This window comes from Janthinobacterium sp. GMG1 (assembly GCF_034427795.1).
GTDB lineage: Bacteria > Pseudomonadota > Gammaproteobacteria > Burkholderiales > Burkholderiaceae_D > Janthinobacterium.
The window spans coordinates 150,621-173,051 of record NZ_JAXQNT010000002.1 but is presented as its reverse complement, the minus strand read 5'-3'; the positions used below and the strand labels follow the sequence as shown (position 1 = coordinate 173,051).

Here is a 22,431-nt window from a genome sequence, read left to right as displayed (position 1 = left end):
AAATTCGTTTAAACCGCAGCCGCACCGGCGACGATTTCGGAGAGTTCTTTGGTAATCGCAGCTTGGCGGGTCTTGTTGTAGATCAGCTTCAATTCGCCGATCACACTACCCGCGTTGTCGCTTGCAGCTTTCATCGCGACCATCCGTGCCGATTGCTCGGACGCCAGATTCTCCGCGACTGCCTGGTACACCAGCGCTTCTACATAGCGCTCCAGCAATTCGTCGATCACGCTTTGCGCGTCCGGCTCGTAGATATAATCCCACGAGTGGGCACCCTTGTCGGCGACCATCTTGTCGGCCGTCAGGGGCAGCAATTGCTCCACGACTGGTTCCTGTTTCATCGTGTTGATGAATTTGGTGTAGCACAGGTACACTGCATCGATCTTGCCTGCCTGGAACTCTTCGAGCATGACCTTGACGGGTCCGATCAGTTTGTCCAGGTGGGGCGTATCACCGGTCTGAATGGCAGAGGCGACGATCTTGACGCCGATGCGATTCAAAAAACCCAAACCCTTGTTACCGATGGCAACTGCTTCAACCCGGTTGCCAGCTGCTTCCAGCTCGCGCGACTTCGACGTCACCTGGCGCAGGATGTTGGTGTTCATGCCGCCGCACAGACCTTTGTCGGTCGTGACAACGATGAAACCCACTGCCTTCGCTTGCGTACCCTGGGCAGCTGCCAGGAACGGGTGCGTGTATTCCGGATTGGCGGTCGCCAGATTGGCGGCGATATTCCGAATCTTGTCACTGTAGGGACGAGCGGCCCGCATCCGGTCTTGCGCCTTGCGCATTTTGGACGCGGCGACCATTTCCATCGCCTTGGTGATCTTCTTCGTATTCTCTACGCTCTTGATCTTGCCTCGTATCTCTTTGCTTGATGCCATGAGTCCTTACTCCTTCTGCGCGTAGGGCGGCGCCTCACTCGAGGTGGGCGCCGCCTGGCCGCTTAATATGCGCCGGATTTCTTGAAATCAGCAATGGCCGCCGACAGAGTTGCTTCGCTGTCTTTGTCGAGTTGCTTGGTTTCTTCGATCTTGGCCAGCAGAGCAGCTTGCTTGGTCTTCATGTAAGCGTGGACACCAGCTTCGAACGACAGCACTTGCTTGACTGGCACGTCGTCCATGAAGCCTTTGTTCACCGAGAACAACGATACGGCCATCAGCGAGATCGACAGTGGCGAGTACTGGGCTTGCTTGAGCAATTCCGTTACGCGGGCACCACGGTCCAGCTGCTTGCGGGTCGACTCATCCAGGTCCGAAGCGAACTGCGCAAACGCGGCCAGTTCACGGTACTGCGCCAAGTCGGTACGGATACCGCCGGACAGGTTTTTGATAACCTTGGTCTGGGCGGCGCCACCGACGCGCGATACGGAAATACCGGCGTTAATCGCAGGACGGATACCGGCGTTGAACAGCGAGGTTTCCAGGAAGATCTGACCGTCGGTAATCGAAATCACGTTGGTTGGAACGAATGCGGACACGTCGCCAGCTTGCGTTTCAATGATCGGCAGCGCCGTCAGGGAACCGGTCTTGCCTTTGACGGCGCCATCGGTGAACTTCTCGACGTAGTCGGCGTTCACGCGTGCTGCGCGTTCCAGCAGGCGGCTGTGCAGGTAGAACACGTCGCCTGGGTACGCTTCGCGACCTGGTGGACGGCGCAGCAGCAGCGAGATTTGACGGTATGCAACAGCTTGTTTGGACAGATCATCGTAGACGATCAGTGCATCTTCACCGCGGTCACGGAAGTATTCGCCCATGGCGCAACCGGAGTACGGCGAGATGTATTGCATGGCGGCCGATTCCGAAGCGGAAGCGGCGACAACGATGGTGTATTCCATCGCGCCGTGCTGTTCCAGCGAGCGCACGATGTTCTTGATCGACGAGGCTTTTTGGCCAATCGCGACGTAGATACACTTCATGCCCTGGCCTTTTTGATTGATGATCGCATCAATCGCCACAGCCGACTTACCGGTTTGACGGTCGCCGATGATCAGTTCGCGCTGGCCGCGGCCAACTGGAACCATCGCATCGATCGACTTCAGGCCGGTTTGCATTGGTTGCGAAACGGACTCACGGGCGATCACGCCCGGCGCGATTTTTTCAATCGCGGCCGTCAGTTTCGTGTCGATGGCGCCTTTGCCGTCGATTGGCTGACCCAGCGCGTTGACAACGCGGCCGAGCAGCTCAGGACCGACTGGCACTTCCAGAATGCGGCCGGTGCATTTCACCGTATCGCCTTCGGAGATGTGCTCGTAGGCACCCAGAATCACGGAACCGACGGAGTCGCGTTCCAGATTCATTGCCAGGCCAAACGTGTTGCCTGGGAATTCCAGCATCTCGCCTTGCATCACGTCCGACAAACCGTGGATGCGGCAGATACCGTCGGCGACGGAAATAACCGTGCCTTGATTACGCACTTCAGCGCCGCCGTCAAGACCTTGGATCCGGCTCTTGATCAACTCGCTGATTTCAGATGGGTTGAGTTGCATACTAACTCCTAAAAGTGTTTCTCTCAGCTTGCGCGAGGGGTAAGGGTCTGTCTAAGCTGGCCTGCCGAAGCGCGTGTCTTACGACACCAGTGCAGCATGCAGTTGCTGCAACTTGGCGCGCACCGAGGTATCGAGCACTTGGTCGCCAACGACCACGCGCACGCCGCCGAGCAGCGATGGATCCACTGTGACGGCAGGGTTGAGCTTACGACTGAATTTCTTTTCCAGCGTTGCGACCAGCTCGGCCGTTTGGCCTTCGCTCAGATCGAAAGCGCTCGTGATCTCGGCGTCAGCCGCACCTTCCAGACCGTTTTTCAACGTATGGAATTGCGCGCCGATTTCCGGCAGCAGGCTGATGCGGCCATTTTCGATCAACATCGTGACGAAGTTTTTCACTTCCTCATTGAGCGGCGATTTCAACAACGACAGGATGGTGGCGGCGACGTCGCTTTCCGAAACTTTCGGATTGCGCGCGTACGCCTGTACCTCGGGGTGGCTACCGATCTGTGCCAGTTCGGACACCAGTTCGGACCACGCCGCGAGGTTGCTTGACTCCTTACCAGCTTGGGCTACGCGGAACAAAGCTTCCGCGTAGGGACGGGCGACGGTTGCGAGTTCTGCCATGATTACAGCTCGACAGCAAGACGCTGCAACATTTCGGCGTGAGCCGTAGCGTTTACTTCACGCTTCAAGATCTGCTCGGCACCCTTGACAGCCAGGTCAGCCACCTGAGCGCGCAATTGTTCGCGTGCTTTCGACAGTTGCTGTTCGGCGTCCGACTGGGCTTGCGCAATGATACGCGCAGCTTCAGCTTGTGCATTTTGCTTGATCTCTTCAGCAACCAGCTGCGCGCGCTTTTCAGCGTCCGCAACGCGTTGCGACGCTTCTTCACGTGCACTGTTCAATGCCTCTTGCGCACGCTTTTCAGCGACTGCCATCGAAGCCTGACCTTGATCGGCCGCAGCCAATCCATCCGCGATTCGTTTGGCACGCTCATCCAGCGCATTGTTCAGCGCTGGAAATACGAACTTCATCGAGAACCAGACCAACACCGCGAAGGTGATCATCTGGCCGATGAGCGACATATTGATGTCCATACCTTTGCTCCTAACTAAAAGTTTCTCCTAGGGTTGGAGCGAATTACTGAGCAACAGCCGTCAGAGCGGACAGGAACGGGTTAGCGAACGTGTACAGCAGAGCAACACCAACGCCGATCATCGAGATAGCATCCAGCAGACCAGCGATAACGAACAGTTTGGTTTGCAGTTGTGGCATCAGTTCTGGTTGACGTGCCGAAGCTTCCAGGAATTTGCCACCCAAGATAGCGAAGCCCAGAGCGGTGCCGATTGCGGCCAGGCCGATGATGATTGCTGCTGCCAGAACGGTCATGCTTTGTACTTGTGCGATCAGAGCTTGCATAAAATTCTCCTAAATTTAAAAACGAAAGATACTAAAAAAACAAAATATAAAGTTAATGATTAATGTTTCTCAACCGCGAGGCTCAGATACACAACCGTCAACGCCATAAACACAAAAGCTTGCAAAGTTACAATCAAGATATGGAAAATTGCCCATGGACCACCCAACGCCCACTGTGCCCACCAAGGCAACAACGCGATCAAGATGAAAATCAGTTCGCCGGCATACATATTGCCGAACAGTCGCAGCGACAGGGAGATCAGTTTTGCAACCAGCTCAACCATTTGCAGCAAGAAATTGACAGGTGCCAGGGCGATCGTGGCGATCAGGCCATTCGCATGGAACGGTGCCGTGAACAGTTCCTTGATCCAGCCGCCCAGGCCCTTGGCCTTGATCGAGAAGGCGATCACGCACAGCACGACCGACAGCGACATGGCGAAGGTGTGGTTGACGTCGGCGGTCGGCACGGCGCGCAGTTTATGCACGCCAAACCAGCTCAGGATCTTCGGCAACAGGTCAACCGGCAGGAAGTCCATCGCGTTGAGCAACCAGACCCACACAAAAATAGTGATGGCCAGCGGCGCGATGACCTTGCTTTTCGCGTGGAAGGCCCCATTAATAGTGTCATTGACGATTTCCATGACCATTTCGACGAAGTTTTGCAACTTGCCAGGGACACCAGCCGTCGCGCGGCGCGACGCCATATAGAAAACAGCCAGGAAAACAAAGCCCAGAATGGCCGAAATCCAGAACGTATCCAGATTGATCATGCCGTCGGCACTTCTCAGGTGGGCCAGATGGTGACTGATGTATTCTGTGGCGTTGGCCGGGGCAGCATGGCCCGCTTCAATAGCGTGTTCTGTGGTCATAATGAATTTAGATTTGTCGTTTCAGAGCTCAACAGGCCCCAAAACCAATGATTAAACAGCGAGCAATGAAAACCAGTATGCTAAGGTTGCCACCGCGAAACCCAAGATCAGCCATAACCAGGCGGCCGACTGAAACAACACCAGTGCCAATATAAACAGCACCGCTGTGATAAATATTTTCACCACTTCTGCGCGCAAATGCGCCCGGAATGCCTTGTTGGCGTCGCTAGAACCGCGAACGACCAACAGGGCATATACCAGGCTACCGATGACTGCGATAGCGCCGCCGTATGCGGCGGACCAGCCTCTGACATGACCACCGAAAAACAGGGTGACCGTGGCAAAGCTGATAGCGATTGCTAGCTGCAATGCAACTACTTTGTAGACTGGCTTGGCAATACTTTGTTGTGAATCACTCAATTGCCAAGTTCCCAGAAAAATCTACACACGCAAAGACACGGGATTATAGTTGGCTTTGATCTATAGAGTCAAACGTTGCTGCACCGCAGCAGGGCAATTGCTGCGTGAAACTGACGCTTTACCGACTATTCGCCGCCATTTGCACCACTATATGGCAAAGTCGCTTGTCTGGCCGCTTCCAGCCGTGTTATCAAGGAATCACGTGGTGCATCTGGAAAGCATGGCCAGATTGTCCACGCCCGCATGGCCCCTGCCTTTGCAGCTTGCTATTTAACCACGCAAGCGGGTCAACAAACCATCGAGCACGTCAAGATCGGCAAAATCAATCACCAATTGGCCACGGCCCTTGTTGCCCATCTTGAACACCACGGGGGTGGCCAGCGCATCGGACAGCTCTTCTTCCAGGCGCGCGATGTCGCCCGATTTTTCCTTCTGACGCGGCTCGACCGGGTTGGCCGCTTCCTCGACCGTGCGCGTCACGAGCTTTTCCGTTTCGCGCACCGACAGGCGCTTGGCCACGACCTGATTCGCCAGCGTGATCTGGCTGGCCGCATCGACGGCCAGCAGCGCGCGCGCATGGCCCATGTCGATATCGCCGGCCATCAGCATGGTCTGCACGGGATGGGCCAGGTTCATCAAGCGCAACAGGTTCGACACGGCGCTGCGCGAGCGTCCCAGCGCAGTGGCCGCTTGCTCATGCGTAAAACTGAAGTCGGCGATCAGGCGGTGGATGCCCTGCGCTTCTTCCAGCGGATTGAGGTCTTCGCGCTGGATATTCTCGATCAGCGCCATGGCGGCGGCGGCCAGGTCGTCCACATCGCGCACCAGCACTGGCACTTCCGTCAGGCCGGCCAGTTGCGAAGCGCGGAAACGGCGTTCGCCGGCGATGATTTCATATTTAACAAGTCCGCTCAAGGTATCTTGCCCGATCGGGCGCACCAGGATCGGCTGCATCAGCCCTTGCGCCTTGATCGAGGCGGCCAGTTCATTCAGCGCTCCCTCGTCCATGCGCGTGCGCGGCTGATATTTGCCGGCTTGCATTTGTGACACGGGCAAGTTCGACGGTTGATGCGTGTCCGGACTGGCGAAGTCGCCGCCGCCGCCCAACAGGGCGTCGAGTCCGCGACCCAGTCCTTTTAATTTTTTCGTAGCCATGCTGTCCTAATCGTGTTTTCAGAGTAAGCGCTCACATCATCATGTGCAGACGCTCGCTCCTTGTTTACATATGTTTGATGCGTTCGACCATCTCGGCGCCGAAGGCGATATATGCCTGGGCGCCTTTCGAGCTGGGGTCGAAGGTCACGCCGGGCAGGCCGTACGACGGCGCTTCGGCCAGGCGTACATTGCGCGGGATGATGGTATTGAAAACCTTGTCGCCGAAGTGCTGCTCCAGTTGCGCCGACACTTGTTGCGATAATGTCATGCGTGGATCGAACATCACGCGCAGCAGACCGATGATCTTCAGATCAGGGTTCAGGTTGGCATGCACCTTCTTGATGGTGTTGACCAGATCGGACAAACCTTCCAATGCGTAGTACTCGCACTGCATCGGGATGATCACGCCATGCGCGGCGCACAGGCCGTTCAGGGTCAGCATCGATAATGCCGGTGGGCAATCTACCAGGATGAAATCGTATTCGCTGTCCACTTCGGCCAGTGCATCCTTCAGGCGGCGTTCGCGGTTGTCGAGTTCGACCATCTCCACTTCGGCGCCGGCCAGTTCGCGGTTCGACGGCAAGACATCGAAGCGTCCCGCTTCCGAACGCTGGCGTGCCGTTTTGACATCGGACTCGCCCAGCATCACTTCATAGGTCGACGCCTTCAGACCGGCCTTGTTGATGCCGGCGCCCATGGTCGCATTGCCCTGCGGGTCGAGGTCGACCAGCAGCACGCGCTGGTTCAACTTGGCCAGACCGGCGGAGAGGTTGACGCTTGTTGTGGTTTTACCAACACCACCCTTTTGATTTGCTACACAAAAAATTTTGGCCATGTATCTTCTAGTTGTAAAGAGATGCAAACTTCATCGTGCGCCCCGGCATCTGGCCGAAACGATTTATATTGTTTATTTCATTTATACGATATAAATCATTTATATCGTTTATACCGTATAAACTGTTTATTTCATTTATACCGTTTAATTTTCCGGCTTTTAAATTCTTGCTATAAAGACCAGATGCCGCTCTGCATTTAGCCCTGGCACCTGAATTGCGCGTAATTCCGTCACTTTCCAGTCTGCCGGCAGTCGCTCGCGCTCGTCTGGCGGTGCCACCCCTTTCAAGGCGATGAATTGCCCGCCCTCGGCCAGCACGTGGTTCGACCAGTTGACGAAGTCAGACAGGTCGGCAAAGGCGCGCGAAGTGATCACATCGAATTTCTGCTGCACTTCCAGCTGTTCCACCCGTTTCGTGTACACGGTGACGTTGCTCAAACCAAGTTCCGCCTTCACTTGCGTCAAAAATGCCGTCTTCTTGTGCACGGTATCGATCATCGACACCTTCACATCCGGCCGCGCGATGGCCAGGACCATGCCCGGCAAGCCGCCGCCGGCGCCCACGTCGAGCACATTCTTTGCATCCGCGAACGCCGGCACGGCGGCCAGCGAATCGAGCACGTGCAGGGTCAGCATCTGCAGTGGATCGCGCACCGACGTCAGGTTGTACACGCTGTTCCATTTGGCCAGCAAGGCCAGGTAATCGAGCAGTTTTTCCGTCTGATCCGCGCTCAGGTCGAGCCCCAGCGCGGCGATGCCTTCATTCAAAATCTGGGCCAATGCGGCCCGGTCAAACTGCTTCATTCAACAACCTCGTCCTTTAAAGTGGTGGTCTGTATTTCGGCCTGACCTGCACCAAAACCGCGCTTTTTCAGGTGTACCAGCAGCAGCGAAATCGCCGCCGGCGTCACGCCGGAAATGCGCGAGGCCTGGCCCAGGGTTTCCGGGCGCTGCTTGTCGAGTTTTTGCCGCACTTCGACGGACAGCGCGCCGATATCCAGGTAATTGAAACCTTCCGGCAAAGCCAGGTTTTCATAGTGTTCGTGGCGCTCGATTTCCTTGCTCTGGCGCTCAATGTAACCCGCGTATTTGAGCTGGATTTCCACCTGCTCGCGCACGGCCGGGTCAATCACGCCGGGGCCGGCCAGGGCCTGGCCTTCCATGCCCGTCATGCTCATCAAGGTGTCGTAGGCGACGTTCGGGCGGCGCAGCAAGTCCGCCAGGGAATACTCGCGCTCGATAGCCTGGCCAACGATGCGTTCCGATTCGGCGGCCGCCAGGATGCGCGGGTTGACCCACGTGGAACGCAGGCGCTCGAGTTCGCGCGCCACCGCTTCGCGCTTGGTCTCGAAGGCTTGCCATTGGGCGTCGCCCACGCAACCCAGGGTGCGGCCGATTTCCGTCAGACGCATGTCGGCATTGTCTTCGCGCAAGCTCAGGCGGTACTCGGCGCGGCTGGTGAACATGCGGTACGGTTCCTGCACGCCCTGGGTGATCAAATCGTCGACCAGCACGCCCAGATAGGCCTCGGAGCGGCCCGGTACCCAGGCTTCCTTGTCCTGCGTCAGCAAGGCCGCATTCAGGCCCGCCAGCATGCCTTGCGCGGCCGCTTCTTCGTAACCGGTAGTGCCATTGATCTGACCGGCGAAAAACAGGCCAGCGACGGCCTTCGTTTCCAGCGATGCCTTCAAGCCGCGCGGGTCGAAATAATCGTATTCGATGGCGTAGCCGGGGCGCAGGATGTGGGCGTTTTCCATGCCCTTCATCGATTGCACCAGGGCGATCTGCACGTCGAATGGCAAGCTCGTCGAGATGCCGTTCGGATAGAACTCATGCGTCGTCAAGCCTTCCGGCTCGAGGAATATCTGGTGCGATTCCTTGCCCGAGAAACGGTGGATCTTGTCTTCGATCGACGGGCAATAGCGAGGGCCGACGCCCTCGATCACGCCCGTGTACATGGGGCTGCGGTCCAGGCCGGCGCGGATGATATCGTGCGTCTGGCTATTCGTGTGCGTGACCCAGCACGGCACCTGGCGCGGGTGCATGGACGTGTTGCCCATGACCGAGAAGACTGGCACGGGATCGAGGTCGCCCGGCTGCTCTTGCATCACGGAAAAGTCGATCGTGCGGCCATCGATGCGCGGTGGCGTGCCTGTTTTCAGTCGCCCTTGCGGCAGTTTCAGTTCTTTCAAACGGGCGGACAGCGAAATGGCAGGCGGGTCGCCGGCGCGGCCAGCCGAGTAGTTATTCAAGCCCACGTGGATCTTGCCATCGAGGAAAGTGCCAGCCGTCAGCACGACGGCGCGCGCGAGAAACTTCAGGCCAATCTGCGTCACGGCGCCAACGACGCGGTCGCCTTCGACGATCAAATCATCAACGGCTTGCTGGAACAGCCATAAGTTCGGCTGGTTTTCCAGGCGCGTGCGGATGGCGGCCTTGTACAAAATACGGTCGGCCTGGGCGCGCGTGGCGCGGACTGCCGGGCCTTTCGAGGAATTCAAGATGCGGAACTGGATGCCGGACTCGTCAGTGGCAATCGCCATCGCGCCGCCCATGGCATCGACCTCCTTGACCAGGTGGCCCTTGCCGATGCCGCCGATGGAGGGGTTGCACGACATCTGGCCCAGTGTCTCAATATTATGCGTGAGCAATAGCGTCTTCTGCCCCATGCGGGCGGAAGCGAGGGCCGCCTCGGTACCGGCGTGACCACCACCGACAACGATGACGTCGAATTCTGTAGGAAATAACATGATAAATAGGTAACAGTGCAAGTAAAAATGCGGGAAGAGAGCTCCGATTATAGAGTCTTTTTGCAAGCGCAACCTTGCAACGGCCAATTTTTGCTTAATTTTTACTCAGCAGTGGCAAGTCAACGGTGTTTTCTGTTTCACGTGGAACACGAATCGCATCCAGGATGGAGGTGCGGCACTGGACAATGTTTGCTACAATTGCTGCATCGTCTGCATTCGTGGTCACGCCATTGGCCAACGGGACGATCATCCAGGAGGACGGCCTCCCCCATCATGGGAACACACCGGGACGGCCCGCTCTGTATAAGGAGCCGCCATGGCCTGGATACTATTACTGATTGCCGGCATGTTTGAAGTCGTGTGGGCATACTCGATGAAACTCTCCGAGGGTTTCACCAGACTCACTCCCTCCGTCATTACCATCGTCATGATGATCGCCAGCTTCGGCTTGCTGTCGCTTGCCATGCGCACCCTGCCCCTGGGCACGGCCTATACGATCTGGACCGGCATCGGCGCCGTCGGCGCCTTCATCGTCGGCATCGTCTTTCTGGGCGAGGAAGTCAATACCATGCGCGTGTGCGCCGCCGTCCTCATCGTGTGCGGCATCGTGCTGATGAAACTGTCGTCCAGTCACTGAGAGGAATTCCCATGCTCCTCGAAAACTATTTTCCCGTCCTCCTGTTCATTCTGATCGGCATCCTGGTCGGCATCGTGCCCATGCTGCTGGGACGCGTACTCGGTCCACACAAGCCCGATGCGCAAAAGCTGTCACCGTATGAATGCGGCTTCGAAGCGTTCGGCGACGCGCGCATGAAGTTCGACATCCGCTTCTACCTGGTCGCCATTCTCTTCATCCTGTTCGATATCGAGGTGATCTTCCTGATGCCCTGGGCGGCCAACGTGAACGAACTGGGCCTGCCGGGCTTCTGGGCCGTCATGGGTTTCCTGAGCGTGCTGGCCATCGGCCTGGCCTATGAATGGAAACGCGGCGCGCTGGAGTGGGAGTGACCCGCGCATCCTGTTCCACGTGAAACAGGCGCGGGGATGGAAAGCGGAGTAAGCTGGACTTCTGTCCTTACCGTCAGGAGAATGCATGTCCGCCTTCCAGTTCCGCACCGTGCCGCATCTGATCGTTGAAGCGGGCGCCGCTGCCCAGCTGGGCCCCCACATCGCCCACCACTTCCCCAGCGTGCGCTGCGCCCTGCTCGTCACCGATGCAGGCTTTTTGCGCACGGGGCTGGCCGATGCTCCCCTGCGCAGCTTGCAGGTGGCCGGCATCGAGGTCCACGTCTTTTCCGAGGTGCAAGCCGATCCGCCCGAAGCCATCGTGCTGGCCGGCGTAGCGCAGGCGCAGATGTTTCACGTGGAACTGATTATCGGCCTCGGTGGCGGCAGCTCCTTGGACGTGGCCAAACTGATCGCCGTGCTGGCGCCGGGCCGCCAGGAACTGGCCGAACTGTATGGCATCGGCAATGTCCACGGCCAGCGCCTGCCCCTGGTGCAATTGCCCACCACGGCCGGCACGGGTTCGGAAGTGACGCACATCGCCATCGTCACCACGGGCGCCACCAGCAAAATGGGCGTAGTCGCGCCGCAACTGTATGCGGACCTGGCCATCCTCGACGCCAGCCTGACCCTGGGCTTGCCGTCGGCCGTGACAGCCGCCACCGGCATCGATGCCATGGTGCACGCGATCGAAGCGTACACCAGCCGCCTGCTGAAAAATCCCTTGTCCGACATGCTGGCCACCCAGGCGCTGTCACTGCTGTCGAGCAACCTGGTCACCGCCTGCCGCGATGGCAGCAACCTGCCGGCGCGCCAAGCCATGCTGCTCGGTGCCATGCTGGCCGGCCAGGCGTTTGCCAATGCGCCCGTGGCCGCCGTGCATGCGCTTGCCTATCCCATCGGGGGACTATTCCACGTGCCACATGGCCTGTCGAATGCGCTGGTGTTGCCGCACGTGCTGCGCTTCAATTTGTCCCATGCGGCGCCCCTGTATGCGCAACTGGCGGCCATCCTGCAGCCCGGCATCACGGGCAGCGAGGAAGCGCGGGCCGTGGCCCTGATCGATGCCATGCAGAAACTTGCGCGCGCCACCGGCATTGCGCGCACGCTGCGCGAGGTGGGCATCGCGGCAAGCGACCTGGACCGGCTGGCCGATGAAGCCATGCTGCAGACGCGCTTGCTGGGCAATAATCCCCGGCCCGTCACGCACAGCGATGCGCGCGCCATCTATGCTGCCGCACTGTGAGCCAGCAAACGGAGCCAGTTCCCCCACCCTGCTACACTGCCGCCATGACGCCTCCCGACATCCCCATTCATCCTGACAGCACCAGCTTTCCGCACGGTGCCTGTGCCGGCTGCCATGACGGCACGCCGCTGCCGTTTGCCTTCGAGTATGCCTATCAGCCCATCGTCGACCTGGCTACGCGCAGCATTTATGCGCACGAGGCGCTGGTGCGCGGGCCCAACGGCGAAAGTGCGGCCAGCGTGCTGGCGCAAGTCAACGATGCCAACCGCTACCGCTTCGACCAGGCTTGCCGCGTCAAGGCAGTGGCCGGCGCAGCCAGCCTGGGCATGCAGGGATTTCTGTCAATTAACTTCCTGCCCAACGCCGTCTACCGTCCCGAAGTCTGTATACGCAGTACCCTGGAAGCGGCCAAGCTGCATCACTTTCCTACCGACAAAATCATCTTTGAAGTGACGGAAGGCGAACGGGTGCAAGACCGTCCCCACCTCGTCGAAATATTCCGCGCCTACCGGCGCTTCGGCTTCCAGACAGCCATCGATGATTTCGGCGCTGGCTATGCGGGCTTGAACTTGCTGGCCGAATACCAGCCTGACATCATCAAGATCGACATGGACCTGGTGCGCGGAATCGATACACACACGCCACGCCAGGCGATCGTGCGGGCCATCGCCAGTCTGTGCCGTGAGCTCGGTATCCGCGTGCTGGCCGAAGGCATCGAGACACGCGCCGAGCGCGACTTTCTGGCCAGCTGCGGCATTTCGCTGATGCAGGGTTACTGGTTTTCCAAGCCTGTCTTCCAGGGACTGGGGCACATCGACGATACGGCCTGGGAATAAAAACGGCCACGTGAAACGTGGCCGCAGCGTCCACAGGCGAGACAGCCTAGTTGGGAATATCGACGACAGTCCCCGTCACGCTGATGGCATTGCCAGGTGCCGGCGTCGCCGCAATCGCCGGCACGTTGACATTCGTGATCAGGGTCGACGCATCGGCGCGCGTCACCGTCCGCACCACCTGCGATGGCGGCAAGGTTTGCTTGGCGGACAAATGCGCATACATGGCGTCGAGCGCCCGATTCAGGTAGACGTGTAGCGGCACGATCAGGGTCGGCAAGGCGCTGCTGAAGGAATCAAAGTGGTTGGCGTTCGTTACCTCGATATAGCGCAGCTTGCTATTGCTCCCCTCCACGGCAGCGTTCAAGCCCAGATAGGCGCGCGAAGCGTGATTCACGGGAATCAGGGTATCGCTGCGGCCGTGCACGATGATGGCCGGCTTGCCATTCAATTTGCCACTGGCAGCCACTTCGGCCATGCCTGCCCGCACGCGCACGCTTTGCCCGGCCAAGGTGCCTTGCAAGTTGGCGCCGCTGACGGTATCGCGTCCCGTCGCCAGGCTGCGCAGGCACAGGAAGCCATCGAGCGACTGGTCCGCCAGGCTGTTTGACGGCGATACGCCGGCCGTGTAGACCCTGGCGCCACCCACACTGTTCTCGTACACGACACTACCGAGGATGCCGTTTTGCGCGGCAAAGCTGGCCGCCTTCTGTGCCGAAGTAAACGCGATCGGATTGCCGCCGCCGTCCGTCTGCGCAAACGTGAAACCGCACACTTTATCGGTCACGGGGAATTTCCCGTAGGCATACGCATACGTGACGGCCACCAGGATATTCGTGCCCGCGTGCGCTGCCTGCAGCGGATCGGCATCAAGCAGCCAGCCATATGCGCGCAAGCGCTGCTTCGCATCCGCCTGCTGTGCGGCCAGGTCGGCGCCGTTCAATAGCCCCTTGCTGACGAGCGCCGTGCAGCGTCCCGCATTGCCGGCCACCGAGGCGATGCACGGTTGATACAGGGCCGCATAGGTGGCGTAGTCGAACAGCGCGCGGCCGGGATTGGCGACCACCGCCCCGCCCTGGCGCACGCTGTAGGCAGTCGATGCCGTCGGCTGGATCTGCGGCTCGCTGGCCGCCACGCCGCCGATCAAGCCTTGCGTATCCTGTTCCGCCGCCAGCAAGGCCGAGCCGGCGCCGTTGGAAATGCTCGAGGCGATCGTGATGGTGTTCTTCGGTGTCAGGCGCACCAGGTGAGAACTGCCGTCGCGGGCCAGCACGCCATAGCGCTCGTTCAACACATAATATGCCATCTCGACCGCCTGCAAGGTGACCTTGCCCCAGTCCTTCTCGGGATTCTGCTGCGAGTGCGCATGCTTGAAGGCGATGCGGTGCGGATTGCTGCCCGCCCAGGCCAGGCGGTCGGCATCGCTCAAGTCCGGCGCGAAGAGCGCATTCTTTCCGGCGGCCACCCTGCCCGCGCGCACGCCATTTTGCAGGTTGACGCTGTCGTCCTCGAACACGTACAGGCCCGTGCCGGAACCCTTGTCGGCATACGCCACGGCGCAGCCTTTTTTCAAGCCCCATTCGCCCGAACTGCCGATGGCGCCGTAAATGCCGCGCGAGCCGCTCGACGTGCCCGTGACGATGCAGGGGTGGTCCGGATCGAAGCTGGCCGGCACCTGTACCATCAAGGTGACATTCTTCTTGCCCGTGCCATCGTCGGCATAGGCGATGTATTCACTGCCGGCAACGAGGCCCTCGCCCGTACCGATGCTACCGTTGGCATCGACATTTGGTCCGTACAAGGTGCCGTAGCCGCTGTTGGCAGCAATGTCGAGCACCGCTCGGTAATTGGCGTAAATCGCATTGCGGCGCAGTTCGAGCGGTGTCGGCTGTTCCACGTTCGCATACGCGGGAGTTGCTCCCGCCAGCCCCGTCTTGCCGAGGCCGGCCGTCAGCAGATCGTTCGTCTTGCCGTCATAGTCGGCCCGCGTGATGGTGCCCAGGTAGCCGGGCATCTGGTTCAGTTCTTCCGGCGCATGGTTGCTGCCGCAGGCTGCCAATGCCAGCAAGGTGCACAGGCTTGCGCCAGTGCCCGCGCGCGTGATCGTCGTTTGCATGGTGGTACTCTCCGTTAAGGTAACAGTGGACGCACAATGAAAAACGCCGGACGATCCGTCCGGCGTTGCTTGAAAATCAGACAGCGGCTTTGGCTGGCCTGCCGCCAAAGCGCGCGAGGGCTTCGCCGACAATGCCGCGCCGGAACATCAGCACGCAGATGACGAAGATCACGCCGGTCACCATGCCCACCGATTCGCCCAGGGTGCCGAACCACTCGATGCCAGTATGCGTCGCCAGATAGGTACCGACATCGCCCAGCTTGTTTTCCAGCGCGATGATCAAGACGGCGCCGAGGATGGGACCGGACAAGGTGCCCATGCCACCCACCAGTGTCATCAGCACGACCAGGCCCGACATGCCCCAATACACGTCGGTCAACGTCTCAAAGCCCAGCACCAACGTCTTGGTGGCGCCGGCCAGCGCGGCCAAGGAGGCCGACAGGACGATGGCCATCAGCTTGTACTTGTTGACGTCGTAGCCGAGCGAGATGGCGCGCGGTTCGTTTTCCTTGATCGCCTTGAGCACCTGGCCGAACGGCGAGTGGATGGTGCGCACGATCAGGGCGAAGCCGGCCACGAAGATGGCCAGCACGACGTAGTACAAGACGGTGTCATTGCCCAGGTCTATCGTGCCCAGCAAGGTTCCACGTGGAACACCCTGCAAGCCATCCTCGCCGCCCGTGAACGGCAGGCGCAAGGCCAGGAAGTACACCATCTGTGCCAGCGCCAGGGTGATCATCGTAAAGTAGATGCCCTGGCGGCGGATCGCCAGGCCGCCGATCACCAGACCCAGCAAGGCGCCCGTGGCGACGCCGGCCAGCAAGCCCAGTTCCGTCGGCCAGCCCCAGGTGCGCAGCGCGTAGCCGGTGACATAGCCGGCGCCGCCAAAGAAGGCCGCATGGCCGAACGAGAGCAAACCCGTGTAGCCGATCAGCAAGTTGAAGGCGCAGGCAAACAGGGCAAAGCACAGCAACTTCATCAGGAAGACGGGATAGCCGTAAAACGGGGCCGCCAACGCCAGCAGCAAGGCAATGGCGTAGCCTACATTTTTATTCATCGTGGTAGCTCCAATACATGACTGATGAGGATTACTTTTCTTTGCCGAACAGGCCGGCGGGACGCAGCAGCAGCACGATGACCATCACCACGAACACCACGGTGGCCGAGCCTTCCGGGTAGAACACGCGGGTCAGGCCCTCGATCACGCCCAGGCCCAGACCCGTCAGGATGGAGCCCATGATGGAACCCATGCCGCCGATCACCACCACGGCAAACACGACAATGATCAGGTTCGAACCCATCAGCGGTGAGACCTGGATGATCGGCGCCGCCAGCACGCCGGCGAAACCGGCCAGTGCCACGCCGAAGCCGAACGTCAACGTCACCATCAGCGGCACGTTGATGCCGAACGCTTCCACCAGTTTCGGGTTTTCCGTGCCGGCCCGCAGGTAGGCACCGAGCTTGGTTTTTTCGATGACGAACCAGGTCGCCAGGCAGACGGAGAGCGAGGCGATCACCACCCAGGCGCGGTAGTTCGGCAGGATCATGAAACCGAGGTCCGTGGCGCCGGCCAGTGCTTCGGGCACGGCATACGGCTGGCCCGAGACGCCATAGAAGGAGCGGAACACGCCTTCCATGATCAGGGTGATGCCAAAGGTCAGCAGCAAGCCATACAGGTGGTCGAGTTTATACAACCAGCGCAGCATGGTCTTTTCGATCAGGATGCCGACCAGGCCGACGAGGATCGGGGCGATGACCAGCATGGCCCAGTAATTGATGTCGAAATAACTGAGGCCCATCCAGGCCAGGAAGGCGCCCATCATGTACATGGCGCCGTGCGAGAAATTAATAACGTTAAGCAAGCCGAAGATGACGGCCAGACCGAGGGACAACATGGCATAGAACGAGCCGTTGACGAGACCCAGCAGCAGCTGGCTCATCATCGCTTGTATTGGAACGCCGAAAATTTCCATGGCATCACAGTATAAAAAGCACCGCCGGGTAGCGGTGTGGTATCAAGGGAAACGCGCCACCGCAAACGGGTGCGGCAGCGCAAGGCGAACCCTGCGAGCGAAGCGCATGCAGGACGGACCACCCGCGCACAGGCGGGCGATCCGCTGGAGGTATGGCTACAGCGTTACTTCCACAACGAACACTTAGACTCGGCCTTGGTCACATACGCCTGTGCGCCGGGCACGGTGGCGACCACCTTGTAGTAATCCCATGGATATTTCGACTCGGACGGTTTCTTGACTTCCATCAAATACATATCGTGCACCATGCGGCCATCGGGACGCACTTCGCCATTCTGGGTGAACATGTCGTTGATCTTGGTCTTTTTCAGATACGCCATGACCTTCTCGGTATCATCCGTGCCGATCGCCTTGACGGCTTTCAGGTAGTTGGCCGCGGCCGAATAGTCGGCCGCCTGCAGCATCGACGGCTCTTTCTTCATCTTGGCGAAATAGCGTTTCGACCAGGCGCGCGTTTCCGCATTCAAGTCCCAGTACCAGCCATCCGTCAGGTACATGCCCTGCGTCAGGTTCAAGCCCAACGAATGGATGTCATTGATGAAGATCAGCAGACCAGCCAGTTTCATCGATTTCGTCAGGCCGAACTCGTTGGCCGCCTTGATGCTATTGATGGCGTCGCCGCCCGCATTGGCCAGGCCCAGGATTTGCGGCTTGGCTGCCTGCGCCTGCAGCAGAAAGGACGAGAAATCGGAGGCGCCCAGCGGATGCTTGACGCTGCCCAACACCTTGCCGCCGGCCGCCTTGACGACTTCGGCCGTGTCTTTTTCCAGCGAGTGGCCAAACGCATAATCGGCCGTCATGAAGTACCAGCTCTTGCCGCCCTGCTTGACGATGGTGCCGCCCGTGCCGCGCGCCAGCGCCACCGTGTCGTAGGCGTAATGCACGGTGTAAGGCGTGCACTCTTCATTCGTCAGGCGCGAGGAACCGGCACCGATGGCAATGAAGATTTTTTTCTTTTCCGCCGCGACCTTGGCCATGGCCAGGCTGGCGCCGGAATTGGTGCCGCCGATCAGCATGTCGACGCCCTGCTGGTCGAACCATTCGCGCGCTTTCGAGGCGGCGATGTCAGCCTTGTTTTGATGGTCGGCGGAAATGAATTCCACCTTCTTGCCGGCCAGTACGACGCCGGCATCGGCGATCGCCATCTTGATGGCTTCCGCGCCCCCTAAGCCGTCGACGTCGGAATACACGCCCGACATGTCGGAAATAAAGCCGATCTTGATGGTGTCGCCCGATACCTGGGCATGCGCGGCGGCGGACAAGCCCAGTGCGCACAGGGTGGCGGTGGCAATGGCGATAGCGTTACGTTTCATAGTGTCTCCGTTGGGATTATTGTTTGCTATTCAGTCGATTGCTGGACGATGACGAGTACAACAGACTACATGGGGACTACACGCCAAGCAGCTCGGTCAATACCGGCATCTTGGCCTCCAGTTCGGATGCAGCAAAAGTCTCGACGATCTGACCGTGCTCCATCACATAAAACCGGTCCGCCAGCGGCGCGGCAAACCGGAAATTCTGTTCCACCATGACGATGGTGTAACCCTTCGCTTTCAGGGTGGTGATCATGCGCGCCAGCCCTTGCACGATGACGGGCGCCAGGCCTTCGGAAATTTCATCGAGCAGCAGCAAACGCGCGCCCGTGCGCAGGATGCGCGCCACGGCCAGCATCTGCTGTTCCCCGCCCGACAGGCGCGTGCCCTGGCTGTGGCGGCGTTCCTGCAAGTTCGGGAACATGGCGTAGATTTCCTCCACCGACATGCCCTTCTCGCCGCTGGCCAGGGTCGGCGGCAGCAGCAGGTTTTCCTCGGTCGACAGCGAGGAAAAAATGCCGCGCTCTTCGGGACAATACCCGATGCCCAGGTGGGCGATTTTGTGCGTGGCCAAACCTATCGCTTCGACGCCATTGACTTTGATCGAGCCCGTGCGCGCGCCCGTCAAGCCCATGATGGCGCGCAAGGTGGTGGTGCGGCCGGCGCCGTTACGGCCCAGCAAAGTCACCACTTCGCCCTGCTCCACTTTCAGGTTGACGTCGTGCAGGATGTGCGATTCGCCATACCAGGTGTGCAGCTGTGCAATTTCCAGTGCGGGGGCCTTGTTGCTAGCGGTCATCAATGTGCCCCTTCCAGTTCCGCGTGGGTGGTGCCCATGTACGCTTCCATCACTTGCGGATTGCGCGACACTTCCGCGTAACTGCCTTCGGCCAGCATGGCGCCGCGCTGCAGGACAGAAATCTTGTCGCAGATGCCGGAAACCACGCTCATATTGTGTTCGACCATCAAAATCGTGCGGCCAGCCGACACCTTTTTGATCAGTTCCGTCACGCGGTGCACGTCTTCGTGGCCCATGCCTTGCGTCGGTTCGTCGAGCAGCATCATTTCCGGTTCCATCGCCAGGGTGGTGGCAATTTCCAGCGCCCGCTTGCGCCCGTAGGGCATGTCGACCGTGATGGTGTCGGCAAACTCCGTCAGGTCGACTTCGGCCAGCAAGGCCATGGCGCGGTCGTTGAGCTGGTTCAATGCCCGTTCGCTTTGCCAAAAGTGGAACGAGGTACCGAGCTGGCGCTGCAAGCCGATGCGCACATTCTGCAGCACGGACAAATGCGGGAAGACGGCGGAAATCTGGAAGGAACGGATCACGCCCATGCGCGCGATCTGGGCCGGTTTGGCCGCCGTGATATCTTTCCCATTGAACAGGATCTGTCCGGAAGTGGGGACCAGGAATTTGGTGAGCAAGTTAAAACACGTGGTCTTGCCGGCGCCGTTCGGACCGATCAAGGCGTGGATATGGCCGCGCTCTACCTTCAGGTTCACCTCGCTCACAGCGGTGAAACCCTTGAATTCCTTGGTCAAATTTCTTGTTTCCAAGATTACGTTTGACATCGTGTCTCCTAGTTGTACTTTTTGTACTACTTAGTCATTTTTATAATACACAACTTAAATTTAACGCACAATACAGTATAACTACGGGGATTTTTCGCCAGCCCGAATGGCGCAAACGCGCACCTTTACTCAGCTATTTCCAGGCCGCGTGTATCATTTGCGCCGCTTTTTCCGCGATCATCACCGTGGGCGAGTTCGTATTACCAGAAGTAATGTACGGCATGATCGACGCGTCGACGACGCGCAATCCAGCCACGCCAATCACGCGCAACTGACTGTCGACCACGCTCAAGGCATCGCTGGCCTGGCCCATGCGGCAAGTACCCACCGGGTGAAAGATCGTGGTACCGATCTGGCTGGCCGCCTGCGCCAGTTCTTCCTGGCTCTGGAATTGCACGCCGGGCTTGTATTCTTCCGGAGAGAATTGTTTCAGGGCCGGTGCGGCGGCGATGGCCCGCGTCAGGCGCAAGGCATCGGCCGCGACTTTGCGGTCCTGCTCGGTACTCAGGTAATTGGGCACGATCTTCGGCGCCGCATAACTATCGGCCGACGCGATGTGCACGTGGCCGCGCGAGGTAGGACGCAGATTGCAGACGCTGGCCGTAAACGCGGGAAACGCATGCAAGGGCTCGCCGAATTTGTCCAAGGAGAGCGGTTGCACGTGGTATTGCAGGTTCGGCGTGGCTTGCAGCGGATCGGACTTGGCGAACGCCCCCAGCTGCGACGGCGCCATCGACATGGGCCCGCTCTGGAACAGCGCATATTGCAAACCGATCTGCATCTTGCCCAGCATATTGCCCGCCATGATGTTCAGCGTTTTCACGCCCTGCACCTTGTAAACCATGCGTAGCTGCAGATGGTCCTGCAAATTGCCGCCCACGCCGGCGGCATCCACCACGGGAACAATCCCATGCTGCTGCAGCAAGGCGGCCGGGCCGATACCGGACAGTTGCAGCAATTGCGGCGAACCGATGGCGCCCGCCGTCAGCAAGGTTTCCCGCCGGGCCGTCGCCTGCCACTGCGTGCCGCCCCCCGTAAACACGATGCCTGTGCAACGGGGGCCCGATTCCGCAATTTCAATCAACAAACGTTCCACGTGGCAGCCCGTCATGATGGTCAGGTTCGGGCGGCGCGATGCCGGTTTCAGGAATGCTTTTGAGGTATTCCAGCGAATGCCGCGGCGCTGGTTGACGTCAAAATATGCGCTGCCGCTGTTGTCACCGCCATTGAAATCGCTGGTTTTCGGGATGCCGACCTGCTGCGCCGCGTCGCGGAACGCGTTCAAAATATCCCACGACAGCCGCTGTTTTTCCACGCGCCACTCGCCACCAACGCCATGGTTTTCCGACGCGCCACCGTAATAATCCTCGCTTTGTTTAAAGAGCGGCAAGACCTTGTCCCAGCGCCAGGAAGCGTCGTCCGTCAAGTCGGCCCAGTGGTCGTAATCGCCGGCCTGGCCGCGCATGTAGATCATGCCGTTGATGGATGAACTGCCGCCCAGGACTTTTCCGCGCGGATACATCAGGCTGCGCCCGCCCAGGCCCGCGTCCGCCTGCGTGGAATACAGCCAGTCCGTGCGGGGATTGCCGATACAATGCAGATAGCCGACGGGGATGTGGATCCACACGTAATCGTCCTTGCCGCCCGCTTCCACAAGTAAAACGCTGGCGTCCTTGTCGCGCGTGAGCCGGTTGGCCAGCACGCAACCTGCCGTGCCGCCGCCCACGATGATGTAGTCGTATTCGCCTGCCGATTCCAATGAAGCTCCTTTCGGTATGCCATCAAGCTGTCGCGCAGCGTGTCTCCCCGCCGCGTCCCATTACCAGAGTCTGTCTTTCTTCCTGCATGCATGGCTGCTGAGCCGCCTTGAGATTACCACCAGTACCGGGCCAGGGCGACATTAATCGTGGCCGACGATATGGGAAAAGGTCAAAAAGAACATCAAAACAAGGGCTGCAAGCTGTGGATAACCGTATGGATATCCACAGGGACGATATGTGCGTAAACGAAAAATTTTTTCAGCAACATTTTTTGTCCAGAAACCGTCCCAGGCAGATACAACGCTTACTCAGCGCTTATCCGTACGCCAAGCGATTGTTTACAAGGATAAATCAGCACTTATCCACAGAAGATGCGCCCGTTAACTACTATTACTATTCTTGTATACGAACTTGTTAAGGTAAACCCGACAAGCTCGCTTTGCCTGCCCTTCCCTTGAAGAAGGTGTGCAAACGTCTCTTCAAAAAAAACTGCAAGCGCCTTTTGTTCTTAAAAAAAAACGAGCCAACAACTGAGCAACGAAAACCGGCGCGGCCAGCATCACACGCACTACACTGCCAAACCGTTTTGCAAAATGGAAACGTCAACAGACCTGAGCGGG

At 59.1% G+C, this 22,431-nt stretch carries 22 protein-coding genes; 4 read left to right on the top strand and 18 right to left on the bottom strand.

Features of this window, described 5'->3' with window-relative positions; genetic code table 11:
• Nucleotides 1-8: 8 nt before the first annotated feature.
• The 11 genes from atpG to mnmG all read right to left on the bottom strand — a co-directional run bounded on the left by atpG (nucleotide 9) and on the right by mnmG (nucleotide 9,936).
• A complete protein-coding gene (atpG, locus tag SJI03_RS05750; protein WP_046681852.1) occupies nucleotides 9-884 on the bottom strand; it encodes a F0F1 ATP synthase subunit gamma in 876 nt (291 codons plus the stop codon).
• 62 nt (nucleotides 885-946) lie between these two features.
• Nucleotides 947-2,488, bottom strand: coding sequence for a F0F1 ATP synthase subunit alpha (gene atpA, locus SJI03_RS05745; RefSeq protein ID WP_077398373.1), 1,542 nt, complete (start codon nucleotides 2,486-2,488; stop codon nucleotides 947-949).
• 78 nt (nucleotides 2,489-2,566) lie between these two features.
• Nucleotides 2,567-3,112: a F0F1 ATP synthase subunit delta gene (locus tag SJI03_RS05740; RefSeq protein WP_034783838.1), complete on the bottom strand. Its 546-nt coding sequence runs from the start codon at nucleotides 3,110-3,112 to the stop codon at nucleotides 2,567-2,569.
• A 2-nt stretch (nucleotides 3,113-3,114) separates the two neighbouring features.
• The gene (locus tag SJI03_RS05735; RefSeq protein WP_034752697.1) at nucleotides 3,115-3,585 is read right to left on the bottom strand and encodes a F0F1 ATP synthase subunit B; all 471 of its coding nucleotides are present in this window, start codon (nucleotides 3,583-3,585) and stop codon (nucleotides 3,115-3,117) included.
• Between the two features lie 43 nt (nucleotides 3,586-3,628).
• Nucleotides 3,629-3,907: a F0F1 ATP synthase subunit C gene (gene atpE / locus SJI03_RS05730; protein ID WP_034752695.1), complete on the bottom strand. Its 279-nt coding sequence runs from the start codon at nucleotides 3,905-3,907 to the stop codon at nucleotides 3,629-3,631.
• 59 nt (nucleotides 3,908-3,966) lie between these two features.
• Nucleotides 3,967-4,776: a F0F1 ATP synthase subunit A gene (gene atpB, locus SJI03_RS05725; RefSeq protein WP_051959258.1), complete on the bottom strand. Its 810-nt coding sequence runs from the start codon at nucleotides 4,774-4,776 to the stop codon at nucleotides 3,967-3,969.
• Nucleotides 4,777-4,827: 51 nt separating this feature from the next.
• Nucleotides 4,828-5,196 (bottom strand): ATP synthase subunit I, encoded by a 369-nt coding sequence (locus tag SJI03_RS05720; RefSeq protein ID WP_099377709.1) that lies wholly within the window; start codon nucleotides 5,194-5,196, stop codon nucleotides 4,828-4,830.
• A 270-nt stretch (nucleotides 5,197-5,466) separates the two neighbouring features.
• On the bottom strand, nucleotides 5,467-6,351 hold the full coding sequence (locus tag SJI03_RS05715) for a ParB/RepB/Spo0J family partition protein (RefSeq protein ID WP_099377708.1): 885 nt from the start codon (nucleotides 6,349-6,351) through the stop codon (nucleotides 5,467-5,469).
• A gap of 64 nt (nucleotides 6,352-6,415) precedes the next feature.
• Nucleotides 6,416-7,186, bottom strand: coding sequence for a ParA family protein (locus SJI03_RS05710; RefSeq protein ID WP_046681849.1), 771 nt, complete (start codon nucleotides 7,184-7,186; stop codon nucleotides 6,416-6,418).
• A gap of 159 nt (nucleotides 7,187-7,345) precedes the next feature.
• Entirely contained in the window at nucleotides 7,346-7,990 is a 645-nt protein-coding gene (gene rsmG, locus SJI03_RS05705; protein ID WP_099377707.1) for a 16S rRNA (guanine(527)-N(7))-methyltransferase RsmG, read from the bottom strand.
• On the bottom strand, nucleotides 7,987-9,936 hold the full coding sequence (gene mnmG / locus SJI03_RS05700) for a tRNA uridine-5-carboxymethylaminomethyl(34) synthesis enzyme MnmG (protein WP_099377706.1): 1,950 nt from the start codon (nucleotides 9,934-9,936) through the stop codon (nucleotides 7,987-7,989). The genes rsmG and mnmG overlap by 4 nt, the downstream gene beginning before the upstream one ends.
• Nucleotides 9,937-10,252: 316 nt before the next feature.
• On the opposite strand from mnmG, the gene sugE reads away from it, so the two are divergent.
• The 4 genes from sugE to SJI03_RS05680 all read left to right on the top strand — a co-directional run bounded on the left by sugE (nucleotide 10,253) and on the right by SJI03_RS05680 (nucleotide 13,023).
• A complete protein-coding gene (gene sugE / locus SJI03_RS05695) occupies nucleotides 10,253-10,573 on the top strand; it encodes a quaternary ammonium compound efflux SMR transporter SugE (RefSeq protein ID WP_322426533.1) in 321 nt (106 codons plus the stop codon).
• 11 nt (nucleotides 10,574-10,584) lie between these two features.
• On the top strand, nucleotides 10,585-10,944 hold the full coding sequence (locus SJI03_RS05690; RefSeq protein WP_099377705.1) for an NADH-quinone oxidoreductase subunit A: 360 nt from the start codon (nucleotides 10,585-10,587) through the stop codon (nucleotides 10,942-10,944).
• An 85-nt stretch (nucleotides 10,945-11,029) separates the two neighbouring features.
• Complete coding sequence (locus tag SJI03_RS05685; protein WP_322426532.1) at nucleotides 11,030-12,187, top strand: iron-containing alcohol dehydrogenase; 1,158 nt, start codon at nucleotides 11,030-11,032, stop codon at nucleotides 12,185-12,187.
• A gap of 44 nt (nucleotides 12,188-12,231) precedes the next feature.
• A complete protein-coding gene (locus tag SJI03_RS05680) occupies nucleotides 12,232-13,023 on the top strand; it encodes an EAL domain-containing protein (protein WP_322426531.1) in 792 nt (263 codons plus the stop codon).
• 46 nt (nucleotides 13,024-13,069) lie between these two features.
• On the opposite strand, the gene SJI03_RS05675 is transcribed toward SJI03_RS05680, so the two are convergent.
• The 7 genes from SJI03_RS05675 to SJI03_RS05645 form a co-directional block, all read right to left on the bottom strand.
• Nucleotides 13,070-15,136 carry a 3-hydroxybutyrate oligomer hydrolase family protein gene (locus SJI03_RS05675; RefSeq protein ID WP_322426530.1) on the bottom strand — a complete coding sequence of 689 codons (2,067 nt, stop codon included), beginning with the start codon at nucleotides 15,134-15,136 and terminating at the stop codon, nucleotides 13,070-13,072.
• A 76-nt stretch (nucleotides 15,137-15,212) separates the two neighbouring features.
• Entirely contained in the window at nucleotides 15,213-16,193 is a 981-nt protein-coding gene (locus SJI03_RS05670; protein WP_322426529.1) for a branched-chain amino acid ABC transporter permease, read from the bottom strand.
• Nucleotides 16,194-16,224: 31 nt separating this feature from the next.
• Entirely contained in the window at nucleotides 16,225-17,109 is an 885-nt protein-coding gene (locus tag SJI03_RS05665; RefSeq protein WP_034752662.1) for a branched-chain amino acid ABC transporter permease, read from the bottom strand.
• A gap of 164 nt (nucleotides 17,110-17,273) precedes the next feature.
• Nucleotides 17,274-18,482 carry an ABC transporter substrate-binding protein gene (locus SJI03_RS05660; protein WP_099377701.1) on the bottom strand — a complete coding sequence of 403 codons (1,209 nt, stop codon included), beginning with the start codon at nucleotides 18,480-18,482 and terminating at the stop codon, nucleotides 17,274-17,276.
• A gap of 76 nt (nucleotides 18,483-18,558) precedes the next feature.
• On the bottom strand, nucleotides 18,559-19,281 hold the full coding sequence (locus SJI03_RS05655) for an ABC transporter ATP-binding protein (protein ID WP_099377700.1): 723 nt from the start codon (nucleotides 19,279-19,281) through the stop codon (nucleotides 18,559-18,561).
• Nucleotides 19,281-20,051 carry an ABC transporter ATP-binding protein gene (locus tag SJI03_RS05650; RefSeq protein WP_035823437.1) on the bottom strand — a complete coding sequence of 257 codons (771 nt, stop codon included), beginning with the start codon at nucleotides 20,049-20,051 and terminating at the stop codon, nucleotides 19,281-19,283. Before SJI03_RS05650 ends, SJI03_RS05655 begins: the two co-directional genes overlap by 1 nt.
• Nucleotides 20,052-20,184: 133 nt before the next feature.
• Nucleotides 20,185-21,810 carry a GMC family oxidoreductase gene (locus SJI03_RS05645; RefSeq protein WP_322426528.1) on the bottom strand — a complete coding sequence of 542 codons (1,626 nt, stop codon included), beginning with the start codon at nucleotides 21,808-21,810 and terminating at the stop codon, nucleotides 20,185-20,187.
• Between the last annotated feature and the right edge of the window lie 621 nt (nucleotides 21,811-22,431).

What these genes read in the sequence shown, in the direction of transcription:
- mnmG (WP_099377706.1), bottom strand. Translation starts at nt 9,936, where the DNA reads ATGTTATTTCCTACAGAATTCGACGTCATCGTTGTCGGTGGTGGTCAC.
- SJI03_RS05650 (WP_035823437.1), bottom strand. Translation starts at nt 20,051, where the DNA reads ATGTCAAACGTAATCTTGGAAACAAGAAATTTGACCAAGGAATTCAAG.
- SJI03_RS05675 (WP_322426530.1), bottom strand. Translation starts at nt 15,136, where the DNA reads ATGCAAACGACGATCACGCGCGCGGGCACTGGCGCAAGCCTGTGCACC.
- SJI03_RS05660 (WP_099377701.1), bottom strand. Translation starts at nt 18,482, where the DNA reads ATGAAACGTAACGCTATCGCCATTGCCACCGCCACCCTGTGCGCACTG.
- SJI03_RS05710 (WP_046681849.1), bottom strand. Translation starts at nt 7,186, where the DNA reads ATGGCCAAAATTTTTTGTGTAGCAAATCAAAAGGGTGGTGTTGGTAAA.
- SJI03_RS05735 (WP_034752697.1), bottom strand. Translation starts at nt 3,585, where the DNA reads ATGGACATCAATATGTCGCTCATCGGCCAGATGATCACCTTCGCGGTG.
- SJI03_RS05655 (WP_099377700.1), bottom strand. Translation starts at nt 19,281, where the DNA reads ATGACCGCTAGCAACAAGGCCCCCGCACTGGAAATTGCACAGCTGCAC.
- atpG (WP_046681852.1), bottom strand. Translation starts at nt 884, where the DNA reads ATGGCATCAAGCAAAGAGATACGAGGCAAGATCAAGAGCGTAGAGAAT.
- rsmG (WP_099377707.1), bottom strand. Translation starts at nt 7,990, where the DNA reads ATGAAGCAGTTTGACCGGGCCGCATTGGCCCAGATTTTGAATGAAGGC.
- sugE (WP_322426533.1), top strand. Translation starts at nt 10,253, where the DNA reads ATGGCCTGGATACTATTACTGATTGCCGGCATGTTTGAAGTCGTGTGG.
- SJI03_RS05670 (WP_322426529.1), bottom strand. Translation starts at nt 16,193, where the DNA reads ATGAATAAAAATGTAGGCTACGCCATTGCCTTGCTGCTGGCGTTGGCG.
- SJI03_RS05680 (WP_322426531.1), top strand. Translation starts at nt 12,232, where the DNA reads ATGACGCCTCCCGACATCCCCATTCATCCTGACAGCACCAGCTTTCCG.
- SJI03_RS05715 (WP_099377708.1), bottom strand. Translation starts at nt 6,351, where the DNA reads ATGGCTACGAAAAAATTAAAAGGACTGGGTCGCGGACTCGACGCCCTG.
- atpB (WP_051959258.1), bottom strand. Translation starts at nt 4,776, where the DNA reads ATGACCACAGAACACGCTATTGAAGCGGGCCATGCTGCCCCGGCCAAC.
- SJI03_RS05740 (WP_034783838.1), bottom strand. Translation starts at nt 3,112, where the DNA reads ATGGCAGAACTCGCAACCGTCGCCCGTCCCTACGCGGAAGCTTTGTTC.
- atpA (WP_077398373.1), bottom strand. Translation starts at nt 2,488, where the DNA reads ATGCAACTCAACCCATCTGAAATCAGCGAGTTGATCAAGAGCCGGATC.
- atpE (WP_034752695.1), bottom strand. Translation starts at nt 3,907, where the DNA reads ATGCAAGCTCTGATCGCACAAGTACAAAGCATGACCGTTCTGGCAGCA.
- SJI03_RS05685 (WP_322426532.1), top strand. Translation starts at nt 11,030, where the DNA reads ATGTCCGCCTTCCAGTTCCGCACCGTGCCGCATCTGATCGTTGAAGCG.
- SJI03_RS05690 (WP_099377705.1), top strand. Translation starts at nt 10,585, where the DNA reads ATGCTCCTCGAAAACTATTTTCCCGTCCTCCTGTTCATTCTGATCGGC.
- SJI03_RS05665 (WP_034752662.1), bottom strand. Translation starts at nt 17,109, where the DNA reads ATGGAAATTTTCGGCGTTCCAATACAAGCGATGATGAGCCAGCTGCTG.